The sequence below is a fragment of the Rhizobium sp. YTUHZ044 genome (assembly GCF_051123975.1).
Classification (GTDB): domain Bacteria; phylum Pseudomonadota; class Alphaproteobacteria; order Rhizobiales; family Rhizobiaceae; genus Rhizobium.
The window spans coordinates 2,899,954-2,924,121 of record NZ_CP101426.1; the positions used below are offsets into that span (position 1 = coordinate 2,899,954).

At 61.2% G+C, this 24,168-nt stretch carries 22 protein-coding genes and 1 pseudogene; 7 read left to right on the forward strand and 16 right to left on the reverse strand.

What is annotated here, in order from left to right; translation table 11 throughout:
* Window positions 1-129: 129 nt before the first annotated feature.
* The 5 genes from NL154_RS14505 to NL154_RS14525 form a co-directional block, all read right to left on the reverse strand.
* Window positions 130-453, reverse strand: coding sequence for a hypothetical protein (locus NL154_RS14505; protein ID WP_434734163.1), 324 nt, complete (start codon window positions 451-453; stop codon window positions 130-132).
* A 110-nt stretch (window positions 454-563) separates the two neighbouring features.
* The gene (gene leuA, locus NL154_RS14510; protein ID WP_210630436.1) at window positions 564-2,282 is read right to left on the reverse strand and encodes a 2-isopropylmalate synthase; all 1,719 of its coding nucleotides are present in this window, start codon (window positions 2,280-2,282) and stop codon (window positions 564-566) included.
* A gap of 156 nt (window positions 2,283-2,438) precedes the next feature.
* Window positions 2,439-2,564, reverse strand: a complete 126-nt coding sequence (locus NL154_RS14515; RefSeq protein WP_259665256.1) for a hypothetical protein — start codon at window positions 2,562-2,564, stop codon at window positions 2,439-2,441.
* A gap of 59 nt (window positions 2,565-2,623) precedes the next feature.
* Entirely contained in the window at window positions 2,624-3,853 is a 1,230-nt protein-coding gene (locus NL154_RS14520; protein WP_210630435.1) for a benzoate/H(+) symporter BenE family transporter, read from the reverse strand.
* A 148-nt stretch (window positions 3,854-4,001) separates the two neighbouring features.
* Window positions 4,002-4,586 (reverse strand): ATP-dependent Clp protease proteolytic subunit, encoded by a 585-nt coding sequence (locus NL154_RS14525; RefSeq protein WP_221146954.1) that lies wholly within the window; start codon window positions 4,584-4,586, stop codon window positions 4,002-4,004.
* A gap of 232 nt (window positions 4,587-4,818) precedes the next feature.
* On the opposite strand from NL154_RS14525, the gene NL154_RS14530 reads away from it, so the two are divergent.
* Window positions 4,819-5,577 (forward strand): DUF2076 domain-containing protein, encoded by a 759-nt coding sequence (locus tag NL154_RS14530; RefSeq protein WP_210630433.1) that lies wholly within the window; start codon window positions 4,819-4,821, stop codon window positions 5,575-5,577.
* A 136-nt stretch (window positions 5,578-5,713) separates the two neighbouring features.
* Here the strand turns inward: NL154_RS14530 and queF are convergent, their stop codons facing one another.
* The 6 genes and pseudogenes from queF to NL154_RS14560 form a co-directional block, all read right to left on the reverse strand.
* Window positions 5,714-6,178, reverse strand: a complete 465-nt coding sequence (gene queF / locus NL154_RS14535) for a preQ(1) synthase (protein ID WP_210630432.1) — start codon at window positions 6,176-6,178, stop codon at window positions 5,714-5,716.
* A complete protein-coding gene (emfA, locus tag NL154_RS14540; RefSeq protein WP_210630430.1) occupies window positions 6,178-7,092 on the reverse strand; it encodes a cation diffusion facilitator family transporter in 915 nt (304 codons plus the stop codon). The genes queF and emfA overlap by 1 nt, the downstream gene beginning before the upstream one ends.
* A 200-nt stretch (window positions 7,093-7,292) precedes the next feature.
* A complete protein-coding gene (locus NL154_RS14545; RefSeq protein ID WP_210630428.1) occupies window positions 7,293-7,973 on the reverse strand; it encodes a DUF2161 domain-containing phosphodiesterase in 681 nt (226 codons plus the stop codon).
* Window positions 7,974-7,986: 13 nt separating this feature from the next.
* Window positions 7,987-8,226, reverse strand: a complete 240-nt coding sequence (locus NL154_RS14550) for a hypothetical protein (RefSeq protein ID WP_210630427.1) — start codon at window positions 8,224-8,226, stop codon at window positions 7,987-7,989.
* Between the two features lie 101 nt (window positions 8,227-8,327).
* Entirely contained in the window at window positions 8,328-10,517 is a 2,190-nt protein-coding gene (locus NL154_RS14555) for an anthranilate synthase (RefSeq protein WP_434732848.1), read from the reverse strand.
* Between the two features lie 265 nt (window positions 10,518-10,782).
* Window positions 10,783-11,373 (reverse strand): annotated as a pseudogene (locus NL154_RS14560) (TonB-dependent receptor domain-containing protein); the annotation flags it as partial.
* Between the two features lie 148 nt (window positions 11,374-11,521).
* On the opposite strand from NL154_RS14560, the gene NL154_RS14565 reads away from it, so the two are divergent.
* Window positions 11,522-12,472, forward strand: a complete 951-nt coding sequence (locus tag NL154_RS14565) for an extensin-like domain-containing protein (RefSeq protein WP_221146953.1) — start codon at window positions 11,522-11,524, stop codon at window positions 12,470-12,472.
* A gap of 129 nt (window positions 12,473-12,601) precedes the next feature.
* On the opposite strand, the gene NL154_RS14570 is transcribed toward NL154_RS14565, so the two are convergent.
* Window positions 12,602-14,281 carry a formate--tetrahydrofolate ligase gene (locus NL154_RS14570; RefSeq protein WP_434732849.1) on the reverse strand — a complete coding sequence of 560 codons (1,680 nt, stop codon included), beginning with the start codon at window positions 14,279-14,281 and terminating at the stop codon, window positions 12,602-12,604.
* Between the two features lie 158 nt (window positions 14,282-14,439).
* Between NL154_RS14570 and NL154_RS14575 the strand changes: the two genes are divergently transcribed.
* Window positions 14,440-14,970 carry a TIGR00645 family protein gene (locus NL154_RS14575; RefSeq protein WP_210630423.1) on the forward strand — a complete coding sequence of 177 codons (531 nt, stop codon included), beginning with the start codon at window positions 14,440-14,442 and terminating at the stop codon, window positions 14,968-14,970.
* 67 nt (window positions 14,971-15,037) lie between these two features.
* On the opposite strand, the gene NL154_RS14580 is transcribed toward NL154_RS14575, so the two are convergent.
* Window positions 15,038-16,696 carry a hypothetical protein gene (locus tag NL154_RS14580; RefSeq protein ID WP_434732850.1) on the reverse strand — a complete coding sequence of 553 codons (1,659 nt, stop codon included), beginning with the start codon at window positions 16,694-16,696 and terminating at the stop codon, window positions 15,038-15,040.
* 332 nt (window positions 16,697-17,028) lie between these two features.
* On the opposite strand from NL154_RS14580, the gene NL154_RS14585 reads away from it, so the two are divergent.
* Window positions 17,029-17,754: a helix-turn-helix transcriptional regulator gene (locus NL154_RS14585; RefSeq protein WP_210631582.1), complete on the forward strand. Its 726-nt coding sequence runs from the start codon at window positions 17,029-17,031 to the stop codon at window positions 17,752-17,754.
* A gap of 125 nt (window positions 17,755-17,879) precedes the next feature.
* On the opposite strand, the gene NL154_RS14590 is transcribed toward NL154_RS14585, so the two are convergent.
* The 3 genes from NL154_RS14590 to NL154_RS14600 form a co-directional block, all read right to left on the reverse strand.
* Window positions 17,880-19,010: a DUF2333 family protein gene (locus NL154_RS14590; RefSeq protein WP_434732851.1), complete on the reverse strand. Its 1,131-nt coding sequence runs from the start codon at window positions 19,008-19,010 to the stop codon at window positions 17,880-17,882.
* 236 nt (window positions 19,011-19,246) lie between these two features.
* Window positions 19,247-20,320: a hypothetical protein gene (locus NL154_RS14595; RefSeq protein ID WP_434732852.1), complete on the reverse strand. Its 1,074-nt coding sequence runs from the start codon at window positions 20,318-20,320 to the stop codon at window positions 19,247-19,249.
* A 73-nt stretch (window positions 20,321-20,393) separates the two neighbouring features.
* Window positions 20,394-20,993: a thymidine kinase gene (locus NL154_RS14600; RefSeq protein WP_221155628.1), complete on the reverse strand. Its 600-nt coding sequence runs from the start codon at window positions 20,991-20,993 to the stop codon at window positions 20,394-20,396.
* Window positions 20,994-21,229: 236 nt separating this feature from the next.
* On the opposite strand from NL154_RS14600, the gene NL154_RS14605 reads away from it, so the two are divergent.
* The 3 genes from NL154_RS14605 (at window position 21,230) to choV (ending at window position 24,154) form a co-directional block, all read left to right on the forward strand.
* Window positions 21,230-22,186 (forward strand): choline ABC transporter substrate-binding protein, encoded by a 957-nt coding sequence (locus NL154_RS14605; RefSeq protein WP_210630419.1) that lies wholly within the window; start codon window positions 21,230-21,232, stop codon window positions 22,184-22,186.
* Window positions 22,187-22,259: 73 nt separating this feature from the next.
* A complete protein-coding gene (choW, locus tag NL154_RS14610; RefSeq protein ID WP_434732853.1) occupies window positions 22,260-23,105 on the forward strand; it encodes a choline ABC transporter permease subunit in 846 nt (281 codons plus the stop codon).
* Window positions 23,102-24,154, forward strand: a complete 1,053-nt coding sequence (gene choV, locus NL154_RS14615) for a choline ABC transporter ATP-binding protein (RefSeq protein ID WP_210630416.1) — start codon at window positions 23,102-23,104, stop codon at window positions 24,152-24,154. The genes choW and choV overlap by 4 nt, the downstream gene beginning before the upstream one ends.
* The last annotated feature ends 14 nt before the right edge of the window (window positions 24,155-24,168 follow it).

Here is a 24,168-nt window from a genome sequence, read left to right on the forward strand (position 1 = left end):
GGGCGGATGAGGGGGCCACACGGCACGCCTTTCACTGCTTTCGCTTGCGCTTAGCGAAGGCGGAACGAAGTCAACCTAATCGTCAGGCCGCGTCCTACCAAAACGATCGCGGCCTGAACCTTTCGCAGATCAAGCCTTGCCGGCTTTCACCTCGAGCACCCGGTTGGCCGCCGAGACGATCGCTTCCAGCGATGCCGCGACGATGTTGGTGTTGATGCCGGCCCCTCCGCCGAAGCCACCCTCGGCCAGCTCGCCATGAAGATCGCCACGGCGATCTGATCGGCAGATCGACGATTTGACGCGATAGGGGAAATCGACGTTCAGCGCCAGCGGCCCCCTCGTCCGCCTGCCGGCACCTTCTCCCCACTGGGGAGAAGAGACTCGCGGCGACGGTCTCGGTTTCCCCCTCTCCCCGGCGGGGAGAAGGGGCCGTAGGGCGGATGAGGGGGCCACACGGCACGCCTTTCACTGCTTTCGCTTGCGCTTAGCGAAGGCGGAACGAAGTCAACCTAATCGTCAGGCCGCGTCCTACCAAAACGATCGCGGCCTGAACCTTTCGCAGATCAAGCCTTGCCGGCTTTCACCTCGAGCACCCGGTTGGCCGCCGAGACGATCGCTTCCAGCGATGCCGCGACGATGTTGGTGTTGATGCCGGCGCCGAAGAGTTTGCCGCCGGGATAGGAGGTCTCGACATAGGAGATCGCCGCCGCATTCGAGCCGTGCTGCAGCGAATGCTCGGAATAGTCCTCGACCGACATTTCGATGCCGAGATAATGCGACAGTGCGTTGATGAAGCCGTCGATCGGGCCGTTGCCGCGCCCTTCGATGCGCTTGGTCTCGCCATTATCGGTGATTTCAGCTGCTACGATCCGCTGGCCTTTGCGCTCGGTGTCGGGATAGGTGTGGTGGTCGACGAACTTGAGGCGCGCCTCGGGCTGCGTCACGTAACGCTCGATGAAGCGGTCGTAGATGCGCTTCGAGGGAAGCTCCTTGCCCTCGACGTCGGTGATGCGCTGGATATCTTCACGGAACTCGACCTGCAGGTTGCGCGGCAGGTTGAGCCCGTAATCCTGCTGCAGGATATAGGCGATGCCGCCCTTGCCGGACTGCGAGTTGATGCGGATGATCGCCTCGTAGGAACGGCCGACATCGCGCGGATCAATCGGCAGATACGGCACTTCCCAAACGGGATGGTTGGCGACCTGTGCGGCCTTCATGCCCTTGTTAATCGCATCCTGATGCGAGCCGGAGAAGGCCGTATAGACCAGCTCGCCCACATAGGGGTGACGCTCTGCAATCGCCATCTGGTTCGAATATTCGAACACTTCCTTGATCCGCTCGATATTCGAGCAGTCGATCCCGGGATCGACGCCCTGCGTGAACATGTTGAGCGCCATTGTCACGACATCGACATTGCCGGTGCGCTCGCCATTGCCGAACAGCGTGCCTTCGACGCGGTCGGCGCCTGCCAGCAAGGCCAGCTCGGCGGCGGCGATGCCGGTGCCTCGGTCGTTATGCGGATGCAGCGATACGATCAGGTTCTCGCGTTTGTCGAGATTGCGGCACATCCATTCGATCTGATCGGCATAGACGTTCGGCGTCGCCATCTCGACAGTGGACGGCAGGTTGATGATGAGCTTGTTGTCCGGCGTCGGCTTGACGACCTCGATGACGGCGTTGCAGATCTCCAGCGCCACCTCCAGCTCGGTGCCGGTGAAGCTCTCGGGCGAATATTCGAAACGATAGCCGCCGCCGGCCTTGGCTGCCATGTCGGTGATCATCTTGGCGGCGTCGACGGCAATCTGCTTGATGCCCTGCACATCTTTGGCGAAAACGACGCGGCGCTGCAGCTCGCTGGTCGAGTTATAGAAATGCACGATCGGCCGGTTTGCGCCTTCCAGCGCTTCGAAGGTGCGGGTGATGAGCTCCGGGCGGCACTGTACCAGCACCTGCAACGAGACATCGGCGGGCACGTTACCCTCTTCCACGCACCAGCGGGCGAAATCGAAATCGGTCTGCGAGGCGGAGGGGAAACCGATCTCGATTTCCTTGAAGCCCATCTCGAGCAGCAGATGAAACATCCGGGCCTTGCGGTCGTGGCCCATCGGGTCGACCAGCGCCTGATTGCCGTCGCGCAGGTCGACCGAGCACCAGACAGGCGCCTTGGTGATGGTCTTGGTCGGCCAGGTGCGGTCGGGAATATTCACCTGCGGATAGGGCCGGTACTTCATCGCGGCATCGGGCATGCCCTTCGCGGAGGATCGGCTGTTGGTATTGTCCATTGTCTTGTCTCCTCGTGCCGGCATTTGCCCCGCCTCTTAGCCGATCGCATCGGACTTGGCGATAAACAAATGCGGACCTTCGTCGGTCGTTGGGTCAATTTTGAAAGTGAGTCGCGAGGAGCGATACCGGGCGGGCTTTCGGCCGCCGGGCGCTCCTCAACGGACCCGGCAACCGCGCGTAAGGCCGAGGAGAAGAAGCGAGGTCACGGCGCTCGAGACGTCACGCAGGGCGATGCGGCCGCGTGCAATCGTCTCGGAAATCTTGGCGCCAGAGGTCTTCATGGCCGCGCTTATAACCTTGGGCAGCGAAACTGGCAAGCCCTCGCGGCCCGCCGCCTTCGTTACCCGGACTGAGGCCGGTCTTTCCAAACCCTCACCAGCTGCGACAGCACGAGCATCAGCCCGCCGGCGATCAATCCCCAGAAAGCGCCGGAGATGCCGCCGAAGGAAACGCCGGATGCGGTGACGAGGAAAGTGATCGCCGCCGCCTCGCGCGATTCCTGCGCCTGGAAAGCCGACATCGCCGAGGATGAGAAGGCCCCGACCAGCGCCAGCCCCGCCACCGCCTCGATCAGAACGGGCGGCGCCAAGGCGACAAAGGCCGTCACCGCGCCGGCAAGCAGCCCGAGGATGATATAACCGACGCCGGCGATCAGCGATGCCCAATAGCGCCGCTTCGGATCGGCATGGGCGTCATGCCCGGCGCACATGGCCGCGGTGATCGCCGCCAGGTTGACGGCATGGCCGCCGAAAGGCGCCGACAGCAGCGAAAAGAAGCCGGTTACGGCAAAAAGCGGGCCTGGCTTCGGATCGTAATGATTGACCTTCAGCACCGCGATGCCCGGAATGTTCTGCGAGGCCATGGTGACGATGAAGAGTGGCAGCGCGATCGAGATGAAGGCCGCAAAGCTGAATACCGGCCGGACGATTTCCGCCGTCGGCATCAGCGATCGTTCGAGCGAGGCGAAAGCGCCATCGGGAATATCGATGCCGAAGGCGAGCACCAGCACGAAGGCTGCGAGCGCGGCCGGCACCGCCCAGAGCCGCTTGAAGGCACCGACGACGATCCAGGAAATGACGATCGGCAGACCGAGCAGCGGATTGAAGCCGATCGCCTTCACCGGCGCGAAGCAGAGACCGATCAGCACACCGGCGAGCATCGCATTGGCGAGCGGCGCAGGAATGGCGGCCACCGCCCGGCCGAGCGGTTTGAACAACCCGGCAATGATGATCAGTACGGCGCAGATCAGGAATGCGCCGACCGCTGCATTGAAACCGCCCTCGATCGCTCCGGTGCTTGCCAGCAGTGCCGCCCCCGGCGTCGACCAGGCGATGCTGATCGGCAATCGGGTGACGGCGCTGAGCACGATCGCGCAGACGCCCATGGAGATCGACAACGCCATCAGCCCCGAAGCGGCCTGCGCATCCGTCGCACCCACCGCCTGCAGCCCGTGCAGCACGACGGCGAAGGAGCTGGCGGAGCCGACGAAAGCGGTAAGCAGCCCCATGAACAGGGCCTGGACGGAAAAATCTTTGAGCATGGCGGACTCTGAGCTGCGGGAATGGCGCATGGAGCATGATGGCTGCCGCCTGCGCAAGTCCAGATTGAGGGCTTTCCGTCCAGCTCTGCTGGTCGATGACCTCAAGCCATCTGAAAGCAAGACACCCCTGCCTGCGGTCGGCAGGCAAGGGCGTCTTGAACGCTTCAGTCCAGAAAACTCAGATGTCGGCTTGCGACGTCACGATCCGCGAAACGAGGCCGTAATCCTTCGCCTCTTCGGCAGAGAGCCAGTAGTCGCGATCCGTATCCTTGGCGATCTTGTCGATCGGCTGGCCGGTAGCCTCCGCCATGATCTTGTTCAGACGCTCGTTCATCTTGATGATCTCGCGTGCCTGGATCTCGATGTCGGACGCCATGCCGCGCGTGCCGCCCGACGGCTGGTGCAGCAGGAAGCGCGTATTCGGCAGGCACAGGCGCCGCTCTTTGGGAGCCGCGACGTAAATCAGCGCGCCGGCCGAAGCGACCCAGCCCGTACCGATCATCCAGACCTTCGGCCTGATGAACTTGATCATGTCATGGATGGAATCGCCGGATTCGACGTGACCGCCGGGCGAATTGACATAGATGCGAATGTCTTCGTCGCTGGCCGCGGCAAGCGCGACGAGCTGCGAGCAGACCTTCTGCGCCAGTTCCTGGTTGATCGGTCCATAGATGAAGATCGAACGCGACTTGAAAAGATTCGCCTCCGTTTCCTTGCCGAGCGGCAGTTCCTTCGTCTTGTCGTCCTGTTCTTCGTCGTTCATTCGAACCTCTCGGAGATGAATTCGGGTTCCTCGCACATAGTGCGACTCAATGCCTAAAACAATGCGGGAAAAACACAAGGCACCGAAGCGGTGGAGATATCCTTAAGAAGCCGCGCATCGTTCCGCAAGCCTTACTGAAATGTAACGGTTGGAAGGCTTTGAAAAGCCGGAATCGGTTCCTACCTCACCTCTCACATGGCAACCGCCAAATGAAATCAACAGGAGACCGGACATGTCACCGGAAGAACGCCAATTGCTGACCGCCCTCTTCGACCGCGTGCGCACCGCGCAAGCCCAGCCGCGCGATCGCGAAGCCGAAGCCCTGATCGATCAGGCGACGCGCGAGCAGCCGTCCGCCACTTATTATCTCGCCCAGGCCGTCATCGTGCAGGAAAAAGGGCTGGAAGCGGCCGCCAACCACATCAAGGAACTCGAGGAGCGCGTGCGGCAGTTTGAAGCCGGAGCCAGCGAGCACCACCAGGCAGAACAGGGCGGCGGCTTCCTGAGTTCGATCTTCGGCAACACCCAGACGCAGCAGCCCGCGCCTGTCCCCTCCAACCCCGGCCCCTGGAGCCAACCGTCCCGCGCCTATGACGAGCCGCGCGGCTACGATCGCCAGACGCCGCAGCAGCCCGCCGGCCCCTGGAGCCAGCAGGCCTACGCGCCGTCTGCCGGCGGCAGTTTTCTACGCGGCGCTCTCGGCACGGCAGCCGGCGTTGCCGGCGGCATGCTGCTTGCCAACTCGTTGAGCGGCATCTTCGGCAATCACATGTCTTCGCTCGGTTGGGGCTCGCCCTTCGGCGCCAACCCGTTCGGCAATGCTACCGCACCGACCGAAGAGACCATCATCAACAATTATTATGGCAATGACGACACCCGTCAGGCCGCGGATAATGCCGGCAATGACAATGACGACGATGTGCAACAGGCCGATTACGACGATGCGGACGATTACAGTGATGACTCGTCCGGCGACGTTACGGATGTCTGAGATTTAACGGGCGGAAATGGGCGGCAGTTGGTTTTACATTGCCGCCCCGTATCCCGGCCCTTCGCTTGGGCTCAGGGCGTTCGTCGCTGCAATCGATTCACTCAAATCGATTGCTCGGGCTACGCCCGACCGCTCCTCACCCACGGCCACGATAGGTTGCGACGCCCTGCTCCGGCAGCCACACACCTTCCGGCGGCTTGCCCGTCTGCCAGAAGACGTCGATCGGAATGCCGCCACGCGGATACCAGTAAGCGCCGATCCTCAGCCACTTGGGGTCGACCAGTTCGACGATGCGCTTGGCGATGTAGATCGAGCAATCCTCGTGGAAGGCGCCGTGATTGCGGAAGGAAAACAAGAAGAGTTTCAGGGACTTCGATTCCACCAGCCATTCGCCGGGGATGTAGTCGATGACGATATGGGCGAAATCCGGCTGCCCCGTCATCGGGCAGAGGGAGGTGAATTCCGGCGCGGTGAAGCGCACGACATAGTCGGTGCCGGCATGATTGGACGGCACTTTTTCCAGCACCGCCTCCTCCGGCGATTTCGCGGTTTCGGTTTGCTGACCCAGCATCGACAGGCTGGAAACATCGGTATTCGGCATCATGCCTCCTTGACGACTTTGACGCGGATGCCATGGGCCTTTTCGCCCTCCGGCTCCACATGAATGGCTATTTTGGCGCCCTCATGCACCGCTCTGATGGCATCCTCAAGGCGGTCGCATATATCATGCGCCTGCCGCACGGACATAGTGCCAGGCACCACCATGTGAAAATCGATGAAAGTGACGGCGCCTGCCCGCCTCGTCTTCAGGTCATGCACGCCGATCGAACCCGCCGCATGGGTGGCGATCGCCTGCTTGATCGCTTCTTCTTCCTGCGGCTCGACCGCCTGGTCCATCAGACCGCCGATCGATTGCGAGATCACCCTCCAGCCTTGATAGAGAATGTTGATGGCAACGAGAATCGCAAGAACCGGGTCGAAGATCGCATTACCCGTCGCCAGGGCCAGCAGCAGGCCGACGAGCACGCCGACGGATGTCACCACATCCGACATGATATGCTGTCCATCCGCCGCCAGCGCCGCCGAGCGATGTTTGCGTCCGGTCCGGATCAACAGGCTCGCCCAGACCGCATTGATGACGCCAGCCGCCAGATTGATCGCAAGGCCGAGCATCGGTGCATCGAGCATGCGCGGCGCAGCGAGATAGCCGACCGCCTCGTTGACGATCAGCAGCGCGGCAACGACGATCAGCACGCCCTCGGTGACCGCGGAGAGATATTCCGCCTTATGATGGCCGAAGGGATGGTCTTGATCGGCCGGCTTCTGCGCATAACGGATGACGAAGAAAGCGACGAAGGCGGCAACAACGTTGACCGTGGATTCGAGCCCATCCGACAGCAGCGCCACCGATCCGGTCACCCACCAAGCCACCATCTTCAGCCCCATGACGCCGAGCGACAGCGGAATCCCCCACATCGCCAGCTTCCGAACCGTCAGATCGCCGTTGTCGTTCATATCGTCCTCCTGCGGTTGCGAATGAATTGCAGGATCCAAGCCATTGAAATGCAAAACCGCCCACGCGAATGTCGCGCAGGCGGCCCAGTTGAGGGTGATATGGGCGATGATCGAGGATTTGTCAAAGAGAATGACGCGTCCTTCACAGCTGTGGCCGCGTGCCGATGTGAAAGCAGCGCAGGCACACGATACGCGATCTTCTACACCGCCGAGGGAGCGGGATCGGACTGGAGAGATTGCGGCCACCGCAGAAGAGCGGCCTGGCCTGCCGACGTCAGGGCGTAGACGCCTTTTTCCTGGCGCTCGAACCATCCATAGACATTGTCGCGCAGGATCGGACCGGCCTTCGGCGTAAGCGCCTTCATATCCCGCGGGCGCACAATTCCCCGATCGAGCGCGGCCGCGCAGAGCAGCGCCTGCTGGCGATAGGCCGTCATGATCGGCGCCCGCGAGCCGCCGCCAACGGCAGGATCGCCGCGACGGCACTGATGCTCTTTGACGAGGCGCGAACGCCGCTTGGGATTGGTGCGCGGCATCGGCGAGATGGAACTGACGATGACGCTGACCTCGCCGCCATCCGAGACGCCGAGCATGCCGATGCCGAGCCGCCTGCAAAGGTCGCGGTAGCGCTTGTCCGTCTCTCGCCCACGCCCCTTGGCCGAAACCCGCGCCGCGATCCACACCTCATCACTCATCGCCGCGCGATCGACCGCCTGGAGAAGCAGTTCGAGGTTGAAGGTGAGCTTCAGTTCGCAGACGACCACGACCGGCGGCTCGCCATAGCTCAAGCCAACGAGATCGCATCCGCCGACCTCGCCTTTGACGGCGTAACCCGCCGCCTCCAGGAAGGCTTTGACCGGCAGGTAGAGCGACGTCTCCATGGGAAAATCGCGCTCAGGCGGCGTTGAGATCGGCAATCTCGCCATACCGCGCGAGCAGTCGCGGCGAGCTCATGTCGCCGGTCTCCTCATCGACGATGACGGCATAGGCCGCGACCCCGACGAAACGCTCGGCCATCGCCGAGGCGATCTTTTCCGCGCTGACGGCGTTCGATGCCTGCCGCATTTCGCCTGGCACGAGATTGCCGCGGTTCTTGCGGTAGGGAAGGACGATGAATTTCTCGGCACTGGCCACGGCGATAATTCCCGGTTGATCGTTCCGGAAATGTTCTGATTTTCCTGACAGAGTCAACCCTCGCCCCGTCCGCGTACGGAAGGGGCGAGATGATACTTGGTTTAAGCCGCCTTCGTCTTCACCTTGCGCGCCAGGTGCGCCACGACATTCTCGATCATCCGCATGCCGGCATCGCCGCCGAGCGTCATGATCGATTCGGGGTGGAACTGCACCGCGGCAATCGGCTCCTTGGCATGTTCAATACCCATGATCGTGCCATCGTCGCTTTCCGCCGTGATGATGAACTCACGCGGCAGGGTCGAGGGATCGGCGAAAATCGAGTGGTAGCGGCCGACCGTCACTTCCTTCGAAAGGCCGGAGAAGACGATGCCCGGTTCCAGCACGCGGATGCGCGACGGCTTGCCGTGCATCGGCAGCGCCAGATGGCGCAATTCCCCACCATAGGCTTCGGCGAGCGCCTGCAGGCCGAGGCAGACGCCGAAGATCGGCAGGTTGCGGGCCCGCGCCTTCTTGATCGTCGCCTTGCAATCGAAATCCTTCGGCGTTCCGGGCCCGGGCGACAACACGACCAGATCCGGGCTCAGCCGGTCGAAGATCTCTTCCGGCACCGGCGTCCGCACGGTCGAAACCGTTGCCCCCGTCTGGCGGAAATAATTGGCGAGCGTATGGACGAAACTGTCCTCATGGTCGACCAGCAGGATGCTGACGCCCTTGCCGACGCTGGCGACGTCGCGCTGAATCTTGCCGGAATTGCCGGTCTTGGCGTCTCGGATGGCGGAAAGCATGGCGGAGGCCTTCAATTCGGTTTCGGCTTCTTCTTCCTCTGGAATGGAATCGTTGAGCAATGTCGCACCGGCACGCACCTCGGCGATGCCGTCCTTGATGCGCACGGTGCGCAGCGTCAGGCCGGTGTTCATATCTCCATTGAAGCCGACCATGCCGATCGCCCCTCCATACCATGCGCGTGGGCTTTTTTCATGGCTCTCGATAAAGCGCATCGCCCAGAGCTTCGGGGCGCCGGTGACGGTCACCGCCCAGGCGTGACTGAGAAAACCGTCGAAGGCATCCATGTCGTCGCGCAGCCGGCCTTCTATATGATCGACCGTGTGGATGAGGCGCGAATACATCTCGATCTGCCGACGGCCGATCACCTTGACGGAACCGGGCTCGCAGACGCGGCTCTTGTCGTTGCGGTCGACGTCCGAGCACATGGTCAGCTCGGACTCGTCCTTCTTCGAATTCAAGAGCTTCAGGATCTGTTCGCTATCGGCGATCGGGTCGTCGCCGCGCTTGATCGTGCCCGAGATCGGGCAGGTCTCGATGCGCCGTCCGGAGACCCGCACGAACATTTCGGGCGAGGCGCCGACCAGATATTCCTGATTGCCAAGATTGATGAAGAAGGAATAGGGCGACGGATTGATCGCCTTCAGCCGCTTGGAAATGTCGGAAGGCTTGCTTTCGCAGCGCTCCATGAACTTCTGCCCAGGCACGACCTCGAAGAGATCACCCTTGCGGAAGCTTTCCTTCGCCTTGACGACGAGCTCGGCATATTCGCCCGGCCGGTGGTCGCTCTTCGGCGGAATGGCATCCGTCTGCTTGAAGGGCTCGGGCGCGATATCTTCCGCCTTGCCTTCGGTCGTCACGCCGTCCTTCGCGAAATCATACCGGTCGATCCAGGCCTTGGCGGCATAGTTGTCGACGACGAGGATTTCATCCGGCAGGTAGAGCACCATGTCGCGCTGGTCGGAAGGGCGCGTCAGTTTCAGATCGATCGCGTCGAACTGGAAGGCGATGTCATAGCCGAAGGCGCCGTAGAGCCCGAGGCTCGCATCCGCCTGCGAGTAGAAAAGATCGCTCACGGCCCGCAGCACTGTGAACACCGTCGGAATCTTCGAGCGCTCTTCCTCGGTGAACACCCGGTCCGGCGTCTTGACGGAGAGGTCGAGCCGCCGGGCTGAGGAAGCGCCGAGCACGAGGTCAGGGACGGTCTGCAGCCGTTCGGTCACGAAACCGAGGAGCACCTCGCCGCGTTCATTATGGGCTTCGATCCAGACGTTGCGCCCGAAGGAAGAGATGCCGAGCGGCGGATCGACGACGGCGGTGTCCCAACGGGTATAACGGCCCGGATATTCGTAGTTCGATGAAAACACCGCGCCGCGGCGCTCGTCGAGCTTGTCGATATAGGAAGAGACCGCATCGGCATAGGGGATTGCCCGCCGCTGCCGGGTGACTGATATGCCGCCCTTGGTCTCGTAGATTTCCGCACCATCATCCCGCAGGATCGTTACCATTGTTCCACTCCGTTATCGGGGCCCGGACGACAGGCGGCGATAAAACAAAAAAGCCGCCTCGAAGTTTCGGGCGGCTCACTCGTCGTCTTTGGACACGATTGGTCGAGGCCGCCTCAGCGAGCCCACCACCAAACAGCAATGTTCAAGGACGTAATCATGGAAAATTGTTAGCCTGAGATCAGCCGCCGCGCAAGAGGCGATTGCGCAATGAAAAAGGCGGCCCGAAAGCCGCCCCTCCCCAGCCGTGAAAGTGTGTCGCCGGCAATCAGAATGTCTTCGTGAGCGACACCTTGAAGGTACGGCCCGGCTCGGAATACCAATCGCGAGGCTGCGATGCGGTCGAGAGACCAGGTTGACGTCACGTACAGCCAGCGCATTGAAATATTTCTGGTCGAAAATATTGTAGACACCAGCTTGAACGAGCAGGCCGGGCAACTGTTCCGGCGTCCACCAGCCGTTCAGGTCGATGATTGCGTAACCGTGCGCATCGAAGGTTGTGTCGTTGGTGTTGGTGACGGGTGTATTGAGATGGTCTGTGAGCATGCCGGCAGATAGCTTCGAGGACAGATCGAAGCCGAAGGTGTCATTGCTCCAGCCGCCGCCCACAATCGCCTTGAACGGCGCCACCGAGCGCAGGCGCTGGGTGGTTTCTTCATTCCTGCCGTAGGCATAGGCAAGCGAGCATGCAGATTGATGCCGTTATTGAACGTCTTGACGGCACTTGCTTCAACACCCGAGATCGTCGCCGCAGCCACGTTGGTGTAATTGAAGCTCTGAAGCCGGTCGCGTCAACGCTCGTCACCGTCTCGATGAAATTCTGATAACGAGTGTGGAAAGTGGCGATCCGCCCGGTGAAAACATGACGATAACAGTCAACACAAATCGCCCCGCCTTATGTTGGATATTATTGTCAGGTTTTTGCGATCGTCAAAAATGTTGCACAATTGCAACGAAAAACGCTCTCATGCGTTGCCTCTAGCCACCAATATTAGGAATCGCATGGATTGAGAAAATTTTCGACTTTGGCGATCCTCCTCGCTGCTACCGCCTTTCTGGCTGGTGCCCGCCTGCCCCCGCACGGCCCATTGCCAGAGCCTCGGCCCGATGCCGGGCAGACGGCCGCCCCCACCCGCCCGTCCTCAGAAAAAGCGGAACCCTCCGCGCCTGAACAGGTGCCGGCCCCTCAGCCGAAACCTGACGTAAAGGAGCCGGAGACATCCGCACCGGACCAGCCGCCTGCCTCGCCAGCCGAACCGGCAAAGCCTGAGCATTCAGAACCGATGCAGGGCCCGCCGCTTCCGCCGGGCCAGCTAGAGAGCCCGCAGACTCCACCGGAAGAAAAGCCGCCCGGCGAGCAGACGCTTGAAGAGCAGCATCTGACGATCGAATCCGAGAGTGACGCCGAGCATGCCGAATGCACGTCTGCACTCAAGGCTCTGGGTGCCGTCTTCAAGGAAACGCCGCGCATCGATGACGGCAACGGCTGCGGCATCGACAAACCGATCATCGTCTCGGAGGCTCTCCCCGGTATCGCCGTCAAACCGGAGGCAACGATCCGCTGCCCGGCGGCACTCGCACTTGCCCGCTGGATGAAGGAGAGCGTCGTCCCTGCCGCTTCCGCCGCCCTGCCGGAGCAGGGTCGCATCACTGTCGTCAACCAGGCTACCGCCTATATGTGCCGCCTGCGCAATGGCGCCGAGACAGGCAAGATCTCCGAGCATGCCCGCGGCAACGCCATCGATATTGCCAGCTTCCATTTCGAAAAGGGCGAGGATGTCGCCGTCCGCTCCCGTCGCGAGGACCCAACGCTGACCGGTGCCTTCCAACGCGCCGTCAGCGCCGCCGGCTGCCTCTATTTCACGACCGTACTCGACCCCGAAAGCGACGCGGCCCACGAAACCCATTTCCATCTCGACATCATCGAAAGGAAGGGCGGCTATCGTTATTGTCATTAACGTCGAAGGTCAGGACCCCATCATCAAACAAGAACTGGCGGGGAACGTAGACGGTGCGGCATATTCCCGTCTCCCCTCGGGGAGAAGAGAGGATTGAGAGGCCGCATCCCGTCCCTTCACCACGCCTGATCAGAACAACCCCTCGATATAACCCTGCTCATTCAAAAAAATCCGTTCCGCTGAGGGCGATTTCGGCAGGCCGGGCATCGTCATGATTTCGCCGGTGATGGCGACGACGAAGCCGGCGCCGGCTGAAAGCCGTACCTCCCGCACGGAGACTATATGGCCTTCTGGCGCGCCGCGCAGGTTCGGATCGGTGGAGAAGGAATATTGCGTCTTCGCCATGCAGACCGGCAGCTTGCCGTAGCCCTGCTCCTCCCATGTCTGCAGCTGATCGCGCACCGCCTTGTCGGCGGTCACCTCGCCGGCATGGTAGATCTTCGAGGCGACGATCTCGATCTTTTCGAACAGCGAAATGTCGTCGCCGTAGAGCGGCTGAAATTTCGCTTGGCCGGATTCGGCCAGTTCCACCACCTTATGCGCCAGTTCCTCGATACCGGCCGAACCCTTCGCCCAGTGCTGGCAGAGGATCGCTTCAGCGCCGAGCCGCGACACGAATTCCTTCACCGCCGCGATCTCGGCATCGGTATCCGAAACGAAATGATTGATCGCGACGACCACGGGCACGCCGAAGCGGCGCACATTGGCAACGTGGCGGCCAAGATTGGCGCAGCCCTTTTTCAACGCCACGACATCCTCAGTGCCGAGATCCTCCTTCTTGACGCCACCATTCATCTTCAGCGCCCTGACGGTCGCGACGATGACGGCCGCGTCCGGCCTCAGCCCGGCCTTGCGGCATTTGATATTGAAGAATTTCTCAGCCCCGAGATCCGCTCCGAATCCCGCTTCCGTCACCACGTAATCTGCGAGCTTCAGCGCCGTCTTCGTCGCCGTCACCGAATTGCAGCCATGGGCTATATTTGCGAAGGGACCGCCATGTACGAAGGCCGGATTGTTCTCCAGCGTCTGCACGAGGTTCGGCTGCATCGCATCCTTGAGCAGCACGGCCATGGCGCCGTCGGCTTTCAGATCGCGCGCATGCACCGGCGTCTTGTCGAAGCGGTAGCCGATGATGATGTCGCCGAGCCGCCGCTCCAGATCCTTCAGATCGGTGGCCAGGCAGAGGATCGCCATCACCTCGGAAGCGACGGTGATGTCGAAGCCGCCCTGGCGTGGAAAACCGTTGGCGACGCCGCCGAGCGAGGAGACCATGCTCCTTAGCGACCGGTCGTTCATGTCCATGACCCGCCGCCAGGCGATGCGGCGAATGTCGATATTCTCTCCATTGCCCCAGTAGATGTGGTTGTCGATCATCGCCGCCAGCAGATTGTGCGCCGAGGTGATCGCGTGGAAATCGCCGGTGAAATGCAGGTTGATATCTTCCATCGGCACGACCTGCGCATAGCCGCCGCCGGCCGCCCCGCCCTTGACGCCGAAGCAGGGACCGAGCGACGCCTCGCGTATGCAGACGATCGCCCTTTTACCGATCCGGTTCAGCCCGTCGCCGAGGCCGACTGTTGTCGTCGTCTTGCCCTCGCCGGCCGGCGTCGGATTGATCGCTGTGACGAGGATCAGCTTGCCGTCCTTCTTGCCCGCCTGCGCCGCGATGAACTCGGCGCTGACCTTTGCCTTGTCGTGACCATAGGGGACGAGCTGCTCGGCCGCCATGCCGAGCTTTGCCCCAATATCGAAGATCGGCCTCTTGGCCGCGGCGCGCGCGATTTCGATATCGGATTTGATTGATGGCATGGATGCTCCTCCGTCCCGGCCTTTCGCGGGCGCGAAAGCGCTTGTCCTCGCCACTGGGATATCGAAATATCGGCATGCTGTGAATAGCGCTCGCCTTGCGACCGCCCTGCTGGATCATTATGTGGCGCTCAACGATCGCGGCTTCTTAAGGTAAAGACATGAAAGCACTGGAACTCATCATCGAGCGCATCATCCTGTCGAGCCGCTGGATCCTGGTCGCCTTCTATATCGGCCTGGTGGCGGCGCTCGCCGTCTATGCCGTTTCCTTCGGCTACAAGTTCCTGAAAATCGCCGCCGATGTTTTCGTGCTCGACGAGGCGGAAATGATCCTTGCCATGCTCGGCCTAATCGATGCCGCCCTCGTCGCCAGTCTGATCGTCATGGTGATGATTTCAGGCTACGAGAATTTCGTCAGCCGTTTCGACGAGGCCAGCGATGCGGACAACGAGGTTTCCTTCCTTGGCAAGCTCGATTCAGGTAGCCTCAAGATCAAGGTCGCCTCCTCGATCGTCGCCATCTCCTCCATCCACTTGCTGCAGGTCTTTCTCAATGCCGACAAATACGACGACGGCAAGATCATGTGGCTGACTCTGATGCACCTCGCCTTCGTCGCCTCGGCCGTCATGCTCGGCTTCCTCGAGAAGCTCATGAGCGTGACATCGAAGAACGATTTGAAGGACAAGGGATAGAGGGACGACGAACTGGTTGTCACGTCAGTGCGTGGGCAAACCGGCTGTCATGGCGTTCCCTTCCGCGTCAATTCGAGGCCCCAGCAACAGGAACGATCTCTGCCTCAGCTTTTCTGGGGCATCGAAGACTTTCCTTGGCATCGGGTCCACACAGGCGATCGCCGGGCTCATCACCATAAGGGATGATGCCATTGACGATGCCAAGCTCGAGCGCCTGCGCACGAGGGATTTCTTTTCGCTCAATCGAGGTCGCGATCATCATCGCCTCGAAAGACTCGGCATTGACACCCATTTCTTCGAAATAGGCGAAGAATTTCGTAGATTCAGCCGTCGTGGGTCTCACAAGGCCGATATCGGAATATCCGACAATCCGCGGCGTTCCGCTCATCAAGACGAGAGCACAGGTCGAAAGGCAGTATGCACCGCCGGCAGAGACCTCCCCCTCGGTCGACCCGCTTTTGGCCATGCTCGCCTTGCAACGCGGATTTAGGGTCGGGCAGTTCGGCAACCGTGTTCTGCCAACCGAGGTCTCCAGACCTGCAGCACGGATGATGCGTCCCATTGCGAAAGCCGCATCCATGTCCCCGCCATTGGACTGAAGCACGACCGGCAACTTTCTTTCGCCGAGCGTCTTCAAGATCGCCTTTAGCCGAACCGGGGTATCCCGCGTTATGTCTCCTTCCGCAGAAATCCACTGCGTGCACTCCTCCTGACAATTGCCATGATGCATCAGGAGAAAATCCATCGGCTGGGTTGTTGGCAGTTTCTCGCTTGTGTCTGCGACTGCAGACTGCCCGGGCGCCCCAGCTGCTTCGACCGCCGAATGGCCGTGGCAGGCGGCATCAGTGGCTGCACCCGGCCCGCAGAGCGGCATTCCCGGCCACTCATTGTAAGCCAGCATGTCGGTGTTCAGACCCATGCGAAGTGCATCTGCGGGCGGTACGATCGTGATGCGATCAGGAGCCGTACTCATCATCAAAGCGATCAGATCACCGCTGACGCCCATCTCCTTCAAATAGATCTTCAGGGCAGCAGTGGCCTTCTTGCCGAGCTTGGTGGAGCTGCTCTGTCCCGCCGCCTTGCGTCCAACCTCCTTGCGCGAAATTTCCGTCTTCTTGCCGTTCACGATCTTATATTCGATGCGATAGGAGATACGCACCCTGTTGTAGACGGTCGTGATCTGGTGGACGCCGATGAAGGCCCATTGCGACGAGACGCGCGAGATGCCGCCGGCGAAGGCCAGGGGACATGCAGAAAAGCAGTATGCACCATCCGAATAGGTGACGCCGACCGAGCTGCCATCCTTGGCGATAGCCGCAGCGCAGCGCGCATCATCCTCCGGGCAATCCTTCAGTCGCGTCCCCCCGATAGCTGTTTCCAGGCCTGCCTTGCGGATCATCCGGCCCATCGCATAGGCAGCATCCACCTCACCGCCTTCCGACTGGAAGACGACAGGCAGTTTCCTGTCCCCGATTTTCTTCAGAACTTTCCTAAGCTGGGTGGGAGTATCGGAGGTTATGCGGCCCTCCGCCGATATCCATTCAGGACAGTCTTCCATGCAGAGGAGGCTGCGCACGATGATGAAACGCATCGGGGGTTGCCCTGCCTGCTTCTTCTGCCCAGCCGCCTGCGAAGGCGCGGCACCGAGCGACAAGTTCAACAAAAGAACAACAAGTACTGCCAGAGAAAACAGATGCTTAAAATGCCAACCAGGTGCAAAGCGCACGATTAAATCGCCTCAGTTATACATGATGATACGCTTATCAATTGCATCGTGGCGCAGCAAGCCGGATTTCGACGCCTCCCGCCGCCCAGGCTCTTCCGGCGCGATTCTCTTCCTGCGTGGAGCAGGAAGAATCCCCAGCTATCCCGCCGCAGCAGAAGTCAAAGATACCACAACGCTACTTGCGCAAGCCGCAACTCAACCGATGCGCGCGCAGTTGTGACTATTTCTGTGCGTTTCGGGCTGATCGGCTTGACAAAAGGCAATTGGGACTAGCTTCCGGCGGTGTTTGTGTATTTGATAGCGTTAACATTGAGGCTGCCGGAGGCGTACAAATGTCTTACATGACCACCTCTGAAAGACAGTCGTTGCTTTCGGCGGAACTTGCTGTTGCAGGAACACGCAGCCTGTTTGCGCAAGGGCTCGGCAGAGTCTCCGCGGCCTTCGGACTGTCCTATGCGACGCTGATGCACGCTCCCTCACCGGAAGACCTTCTCCTAAAGCCGCTGCTGATCGAAAGCTCGCTTCCCGCGGCCTATATCAGAGATTTCGATCGCGCCAACATGATGCGTGGTTGCCCTTTCGGCGTACGGTTGAGGGAGTCGGCCGTGCCGCAGGCCTGGCACCTCAGCGATGCCGTCAATGGACAGGCCTTTCCGGCCGAACTGCGCGCCTTGATGCTGCGCCATGCGATACCTGCGGGCGTTGCCATGCCGACCATTGCAGTCGATGGCCGGCGCCTGGTCTTCTGGTTCTGCGGCGAGCGTGCGGCGCTCAGCCAGAGCGAGGTCAACGAGCTGGCGATCATCACTCTGCATGCCCTTGACGCGTTCAATGCGGTCAGACGCAACGAGGAAAGCGCGCACAATGCGCTGTCGGCGCGTGAACTTGAAGTGGTGCGCTGGACGGCACAGGGCAAGACCTCGATCGAAATAGGCCAGATCCTGACGCTCTCGGACCATACCGTGAACGCCTATATGACCAATGCGATCAAAAAACTCGATTGCGTCAACCGGACCCAGCTGGTAGCCAAAGCAATTCGATTAAAGCTGATCAGCTGAAAAATCAGAAGAGGATCGGCACGTCATCCTGTGAATAGGGGGAATCGTGTCTCTTCGCTTCGAGCAGCCTAGCTGCGCGTCGTTGGCTTTGAAGATCATACCGCATGCCGCTGACGACCGACGCCCTAACGATCGAGCACCGACCGGATCTCGACGAGGTTCGAGCGCACCCTCAGGATATAGAAGCCCATGGTGGCGAGGTGGCTCGGCATGATCCAGCCGTCTTCGCGACCATTCGAGATGATCGCGGGCTGGATGCGCAGTGCCGCCTGGAACTGCCGCGTGGTGCCGCCCCAGATCGCGCCCAGATTGCGCTCCCGCACGACCTGCGAGAAATCCGCCTGCGCCGCGGTCAGGATGGCGTAATAGGCATAGAGCTGGCCGTAGGCGAACCAGAATCGGTCGTCGGCGCGCGTGTCGAACCAGCCGCGATTGTGGTGTTCCGAGCGCTCGGCAAGCATGTCGGAGGTGCTACCAAGATCGTTGGCGATGCGGTCGATGAACTGCATGAGGTTGTCGGCGCGGCCGTCGAAAACAGCGTTGCAGGCGGCGAGATCTGTGTTGAACTTGCGCAGGTCTCTTATCGCCGTACGGTAGAAGGAAGGCGTCGGCGTCTTCGGGCCGAAGGGATTGAGCCCGAAATACCAGCTGTATTCGTCGAACTGCAGATTGCCGCGTGCGCTCTGCAGGTCATTGTTGATGCCAGACGTGCCACGCACGCGCCCGAGCGTGTCGACAAGCTCCGCCGAAGTCCGACGAACGGCTTGGTTGATACCGCGCTGGAACGAGGCCTTGTTGTCGAGGAAGGGCGTGTGGTCCCAGTCGATGCCGAAGAAGCCCATCTTGTAGAGCAGCATGGAGGAAATCCATGCATTCTGGTCGACGTTAAAATCGGTCAGGTCAGCGGCGACATCGACGATAGCCGAGCGCTGGCAGGTCTTGGCGGTCCCAGCACCCGCCCCTTCGGCGACCGGCAGTTCCTGCCCGGCGGGTACCTTGCGTTCGGAAAGCCGATATTGATCGACGAAAGCGGTGTTGAAATTCGTCCACACCTGCGTCTGCCAGAAGAAATAGCCGTAGAGCATGACGAAGAGGGCGACGAACGCGACGATCGGCAACCGGATCATCCAGCTCCGGCGCTGATACCAGCCATGCGCGGCGAGGAAGGGCCAGAAGGCCCAGGCGGAAAACAGGCGGGCCCAGCGGCCGATCGTCTGGCCGATCAGCCTGAAAAAACCGGCAATCCGGTCAAGCATCGTCGTCTCCTGTCAGGCGAGGCGAACACTACAGCGCCGCGCGCTTTTACACGCGCTAAGGACGCTGTAGCACTTTGAGTTGCTGCATAATTCCTTAAATCGGTTCCGAGTTAAGGAATTAAGCAGGAGGACATCGCCGCCCCGCTGCATCCACATATGCGCTCGCCCGCCCGAGCACAACACGAGCCGCCCGATTTTTACGAATGAAAGCAGCGCGAACAGCGCGGCGTCACGGATCAGGAGCGCAGAAATGGCAACCTGAAGCGGAAGGACCTGCGGGCGGCATCGATGAGCGGCGCTCCCGACACTGCCTGCGACGGCTCGGCCCAAGCAGGAAACTTTCCTGCGGCTTCCAGGTCGACGCGGCTCTTGCGCCGCTCCAGATCCTGGGCGACCAGCATCCCCTTCTCGAACAGCCTGATCGGCGCTGCAATATCGGGGAAAAGCTCCGGCTTGATCCTGGCCTTCATGCCCGGCCGGTCGGTATCGACCTGCGCCTGATAGATGATCAGCCGCTCCTCGACATCGATCATCAGCTTGCGCAGCAAGACGTTGCAGGTACCGATCCGGCCATTCAGCGAATCCACCAAAGCCTGGAACAGGCCGATGAAGCGCTCGCGCCGCTGGCTGTCCTCCCGCATCTCGTGCTCCTCCGCGGAAATTCGTTCGGCCTCCGCCTTCAACGCCCGCCGCGCTGCCTCCATCTGTTCCCAGTGCGCCCTGTTGCCATAGACGCCGATACGGCCCTGCGTCGTCAGTGCTTTGGCGTTGAGCTCCTTCATCTTCAGTCGGGCGATGTCGATCGAATCGACCAGCCGGCGCCGTTGCTCGACAATGCCTACGAGACCGTGTTCGGCTATCTTGTGGCGTTCGATGATCGAGGTGCGCTGGCTTACAATCAGCCTGGCGAGCGCGTCGGATTTCGCGAGGAGATCGAGCAGCCGCTCGATGGCAGGCGCCTCGCGCACGCGTTCGGTATACATGCGCCACATCCGCTGGCGCGATGTCCAGCCGGCCATTTTCTCGCGCAGCGTCAATCCGCGGGAACTGTCGAGATCGGCCGAAACCTCCCCCGTCATCCGGTCCAATGTAAAGACCAGCTCGGCAAGCAACGCATCGAGCGCCGCGCCATCGGCGATATGGGCCTGGAAGCGCGCATTCTGTTCGAGAAAAACCTCGTCGGCCGATCGTGTTTGGTCGCTGTCAAAGCCGCGGATGCAGGCTTCGCAATAGGCTCCCTCGGCCGCAATCTTTTCGGCAAGGCCGCCTGCGGCTTCGTACTGACTGTCGAACGGCGGAGCTTTGCGCACCTCATCCCTCCGGAGAATCTTCTGCCCAAGCTAGCCGCTCCAGACGCCGAAGAAAACCGGCTCTGTCACCGCCTCACACCGGCTCGGCGATCCAGGCCCCATTCATTTCGTCATCCCAGTGCCTGCGGCAGAGTGAGACATATTTCTCATTGCCGCCGACATCGATCTGCGCGCCTTCGTGCAACACCTTCCCCTGCGCGTCCAGCCGCACCACCATCGTCGCCTTACGCCCGCAGTGGCAGATCGTGCGCACCTCGCGCATTTCGTCGGCGATCGCCAAAAGCTCCTGGGAGGCCGGAAACAGCTTGCCCTGAAAATCCGTCCTCAGCCCGTAGACCATGACGGGGATGCCGAGTCGGTCGACGATGCGGGCAAGCTGCCAGACATGGAGAGGCGTCATGAAATGCGCCTCGTCGACGAAGACGCAGGAGATCGGCGCCCCTTCACTCTGCGTCATGACCAGCCGGAACAGATCCTCGTCCGGCTCGAAGGGTATGGCGCTCGCCTCCAGCCCGATCCGCGAACCGATGACGCCGCGGCCGGCGCGCTCGTCGAAGGCGGCGATCAGCTGCAACGTGCGCATGCCGCGCTCCTGATAATTATAGGAGGCTTGCAGCAGCATCGTCGACTTGCCGGCGTTCATCGTCGAGTAGTTGAAATAGAGCTTTGCCATCGGATTTCTCCCTGATCGGTTTATTGAAAGCTCGGATCGGCAAAGAAAAGCCCCGCAACGGCAATAATCACAGGAATTGACGCCCGAAACCCGCCGAAAGGCGCAAAAAACCGCGACTGCGAAAAATCTGCGAACGTCGCAATCGCACCCGTCGATACGACGCAAACACACTGAGGTCGCTTGTCAAACTGGGTTATTGGTGATTGGCTTGGGGACCTAAAGACTGGGAGTCTAAAATGAAAACAACAAGCGCATTCAAACTCGTCACTGCAACTGCCGTCGCCGCCCTCTCCGTTGCGACCGCCGCTTTCGCCGCCGATCCCGACAGCTGCTCCACCGTCCACTTCTCCGATGTCGGCTGGACTGATATCACCGCCACGACGGCGACCGCCTCCGTCGTCCTGAAGAGCATCGGCTACCAGACCGACGTCAAGGTGCTCTCGGTGCCGGTCACCTATACCTCGCTGAAGAACAAGGACATCGACATCTTCCTCGGCAACTGGATGCCGACGCAGGAAAAGGACGTCCGGCCCTATATCGATGACAAGTCGGTTGAATCCTTTGGCCCCAACCTCGTTGGCGCCAAGTACACGCTCGCCACCAACGCCAAGGGTGCTGAGCTCGGCATTAAGGACTTCAAGGATATCGCCGCCCACAAGGACGATCTCGACGGCAAGATCTACGGCATCGAACCCGGCAATGACGGCAACCGCCTCGTCATGGATCTGATCGAAAAGAACACCTTCGGCATGAAGGATATGGAAGTCGTCGAATCCTCCGAACAGGGAATGCTCGCCCAGGTCGCTCGCGCCGAGAAGGCAGGCAAGCCCGTCGTCTTCCTCGGTTGGGAACCCCATCCGATGAACACCAACTTCAAGCTGACCTATCTCACGGGCGGCGACGACGTCTTCGGTCCCGACTTCGGCGGCGCCAAGGTCTACACGAATGTCCGCGCCGGCTACCTCGGCGAATGCCCAAATGTCGGCGCGATGCTGAAGAACCTGACGTTCTCCCTCGACATGGAGAACCAGATCATGGGTAAGATCCTCGACGACGGCAAGGAGCCGGAAGCCGCAGCTACCGAATGGCTGAAGGCCAACCCGTCGGCGCTCGAGCCCTGGCTCGCCGGCGTCAAGACCCGCGACGGCAAGGGCGACGCTCTGGCGGCCGCCAAGACCAGCCTCGGCCTTTGATCACATGAACGGGGCGGTTCGCCGCCCCGCTTCATTTTTGTCCGATTGTTATTTTTTCTGGATAGGCGCGCTCTTGAATTGGATCACCGACTCTAAGATTCCCATCGGCCCATTGGCCAAATCCTTCGTGGACTGGCTGACCTCGAATGGCGAATGGTTCTTCAACCAGCTTGCCTTTCTGCTGTCGCACGTCATCGACGGCCTGCTCTTCGTGCTGCAAAAGCCGCATCCGCTGATCGTCATCGCGATTATTTCCGCCCTCGCCTTCTGGCTGCGGCGGTCGATCGTGATCACGCTCTTCACCTGTCTTGGGCTGCTGCTCATCATGAACCAAGGATACTGGAAGGAGACGACGGAGACGCTCGCCCTCGTGCTCGCCTCCACCTTCGTCAGCATGGTGATTGGCATTCCACTCGGTATCGCGGCCGCCCGCCGCGCCTGGGTCTATGCCGCCATGCGCCCGGTACTTGATCTGATGCAGACCATTCCGACATTCGTCTACCTGATCCCGGCACTGATCCTGTTCGGCCTCGGAATGGTTCCGGGCCTGATCGCGACCGTCATCTTCGCGATCCCCGCTCCCATTCGATTGACACGTCTCGGCATTATCTCGACGCCGCCCTCCCTTGTCGAAGCCGCGGTCGCCTTCGGCGCGCGGCCGATGCAGGTGCTGCGCAAGGTCGAGCTCCCCTTCGCGGCGCCGCAGATCATGGCGGGTCTCACACAGACTATCATGTTGTCGCTGTCGATGGTGGTCATCGCCGCACTCGTTGGCGCTGATGGTCTCGGCGTGCCGGTCGTGCGTGCGCTGAACACCGTCAATGTCGCAAAAGGCTTCGAAGCCGGTCTCTGTATCGTCATCCTGGCGATCATTCTCGACCGCATGTTCCGCACGGCGGGTGAAGGAGACGGCGCATGACCGCGGTAAGCTTCAAGGATGTCAGCATTATCTTCGGCGATCGGCCGGAAGCCGCTCTTGCCATGGCCGACCAGGGCAAAACGCGTGACGAGATCGGCGCCGCGACTGGCCTGGTGCTCGGCGTCGCCGATGCGTCGCTGACGATCGAGGAAGGCGAGATCCTCGTGCTGATGGGCCTTTCCGGTTCGGGCAAGTCGACCTTGCTGCGCGCCGTCAACGGGCTCGCTCCCGTGGTGCGCGGCGACGTCGCGGTCTCCACGACCACCGGCCTCGTCAATCCTTACAAATGCAATGCCAAGGCGCTGCGCGAACTGCGCACCCACACCGTCTCCATGGTGTTCCAGCAGTTCGCCCTGCTGCCCTGGCGCACCGTCGCGGAAAATGTCGGCTTCGGTCTCGAACTCGCCGGCATGCCGGAGGCCGAACGCAAGGCCCGCGTCGGCGAGCAGCTCGAACTCGTCAACCTGACGAAATGGGCGAACCGCAAGGTCAACGAATTGTCCGGCGGCATGCAGCAGCGTGTCGGCCTTGCCCGCGCCTTTGCCACCGGCGCCCCGATCCTGCTCATGGACGAGCCTTTCTCGGCGCTCGACCCGCTGATCCGCACCCGCCTGCAGGACGAACTCCTGGAGTTCCAGCGGCGGCTGAAGAAGACCATTCTCTTCGTCAGCCACGATCTCGACGAGGCTTTCCGCATCGGCAATCGCATCGCCATCATGGAGGGCGGCCGGATCATTCAGTGCGGAACGCCGCACGACATCGTCAAGAACCCCGCGGACCAGTATGTCGCCGACTTCGTGCAGAACCTCAACCCGATCAACATGCTGACCGCCGCCGACGTCATGCAGCCCGGTCTCGGCCAGACGGCGGCCGGCATGAGCGTCAGCGCCACGGCCCGTGCCGCAACTCCGCTCGTCGATGTCCTCGACGTACTCGCCCGCCAGCCGGGCAGCATCGGCATCGTGGAAAACGGTACGGTCATCGGCACGATCACCGCCCAGGATGTCGTCGCCGGCCTCACGCGTCATCGCCGCAAGGAGGACGCTTGATGTTTTCGATCCGC

Bases quoted from the DNA above. Each gene is read 5' to 3' on its own strand.
- NL154_RS14555 (WP_434732848.1), bottom strand. From the start codon at position 10,517: ATGGTAACGATCCTGCGGGATGATGGTGCGGAAATCTACGAGACCAAG.
- NL154_RS14545 (WP_210630428.1), bottom strand. From the start codon at position 7,973: ATGGAGACGTCGCTCTACCTGCCGGTCAAAGCCTTCCTGGAGGCGGCG.
- NL154_RS14570 (WP_434732849.1), bottom strand. From the start codon at position 14,281: ATGCCATCAATCAAATCCGATATCGAAATCGCGCGCGCCGCGGCCAAG.
- NL154_RS14590 (WP_434732851.1), bottom strand. From the start codon at position 19,010: ATGCTTGACCGGATTGCCGGTTTTTTCAGGCTGATCGGCCAGACGATC.
- NL154_RS14575 (WP_210630423.1), top strand. From the start codon at position 14,440: ATGAAAGCACTGGAACTCATCATCGAGCGCATCATCCTGTCGAGCCGC.
- NL154_RS14530 (WP_210630433.1), top strand. From the start codon at position 4,819: ATGTCACCGGAAGAACGCCAATTGCTGACCGCCCTCTTCGACCGCGTG.
- NL154_RS14525 (WP_221146954.1), bottom strand. From the start codon at position 4,586: ATGAACGACGAAGAACAGGACGACAAGACGAAGGAACTGCCGCTCGGC.
- leuA (WP_210630436.1), bottom strand. From the start codon at position 2,282: ATGGACAATACCAACAGCCGATCCTCCGCGAAGGGCATGCCCGATGCC.
- NL154_RS14515 (WP_259665256.1), bottom strand. From the start codon at position 2,564: ATGAAGACCTCTGGCGCCAAGATTTCCGAGACGATTGCACGCGGCCGC.
- choV (WP_210630416.1), top strand. From the start codon at position 23,102: ATGACCGCGGTAAGCTTCAAGGATGTCAGCATTATCTTCGGCGATCGG.
- NL154_RS14600 (WP_221155628.1), bottom strand. From the start codon at position 20,993: ATGGCAAAGCTCTATTTCAACTACTCGACGATGAACGCCGGCAAGTCG.
- emfA (WP_210630430.1), bottom strand. From the start codon at position 7,092: ATGAACGACAACGGCGATCTGACGGTTCGGAAGCTGGCGATGTGGGGG.
- NL154_RS14605 (WP_210630419.1), top strand. From the start codon at position 21,230: ATGAAAACAACAAGCGCATTCAAACTCGTCACTGCAACTGCCGTCGCC.
- NL154_RS14520 (WP_210630435.1), bottom strand. From the start codon at position 3,853: ATGCGCCATTCCCGCAGCTCAGAGTCCGCCATGCTCAAAGATTTTTCC.
- queF (WP_210630432.1), bottom strand. From the start codon at position 6,178: ATGCCGAATACCGATGTTTCCAGCCTGTCGATGCTGGGTCAGCAAACC.
- NL154_RS14585 (WP_210631582.1), top strand. From the start codon at position 17,029: ATGTCTTACATGACCACCTCTGAAAGACAGTCGTTGCTTTCGGCGGAA.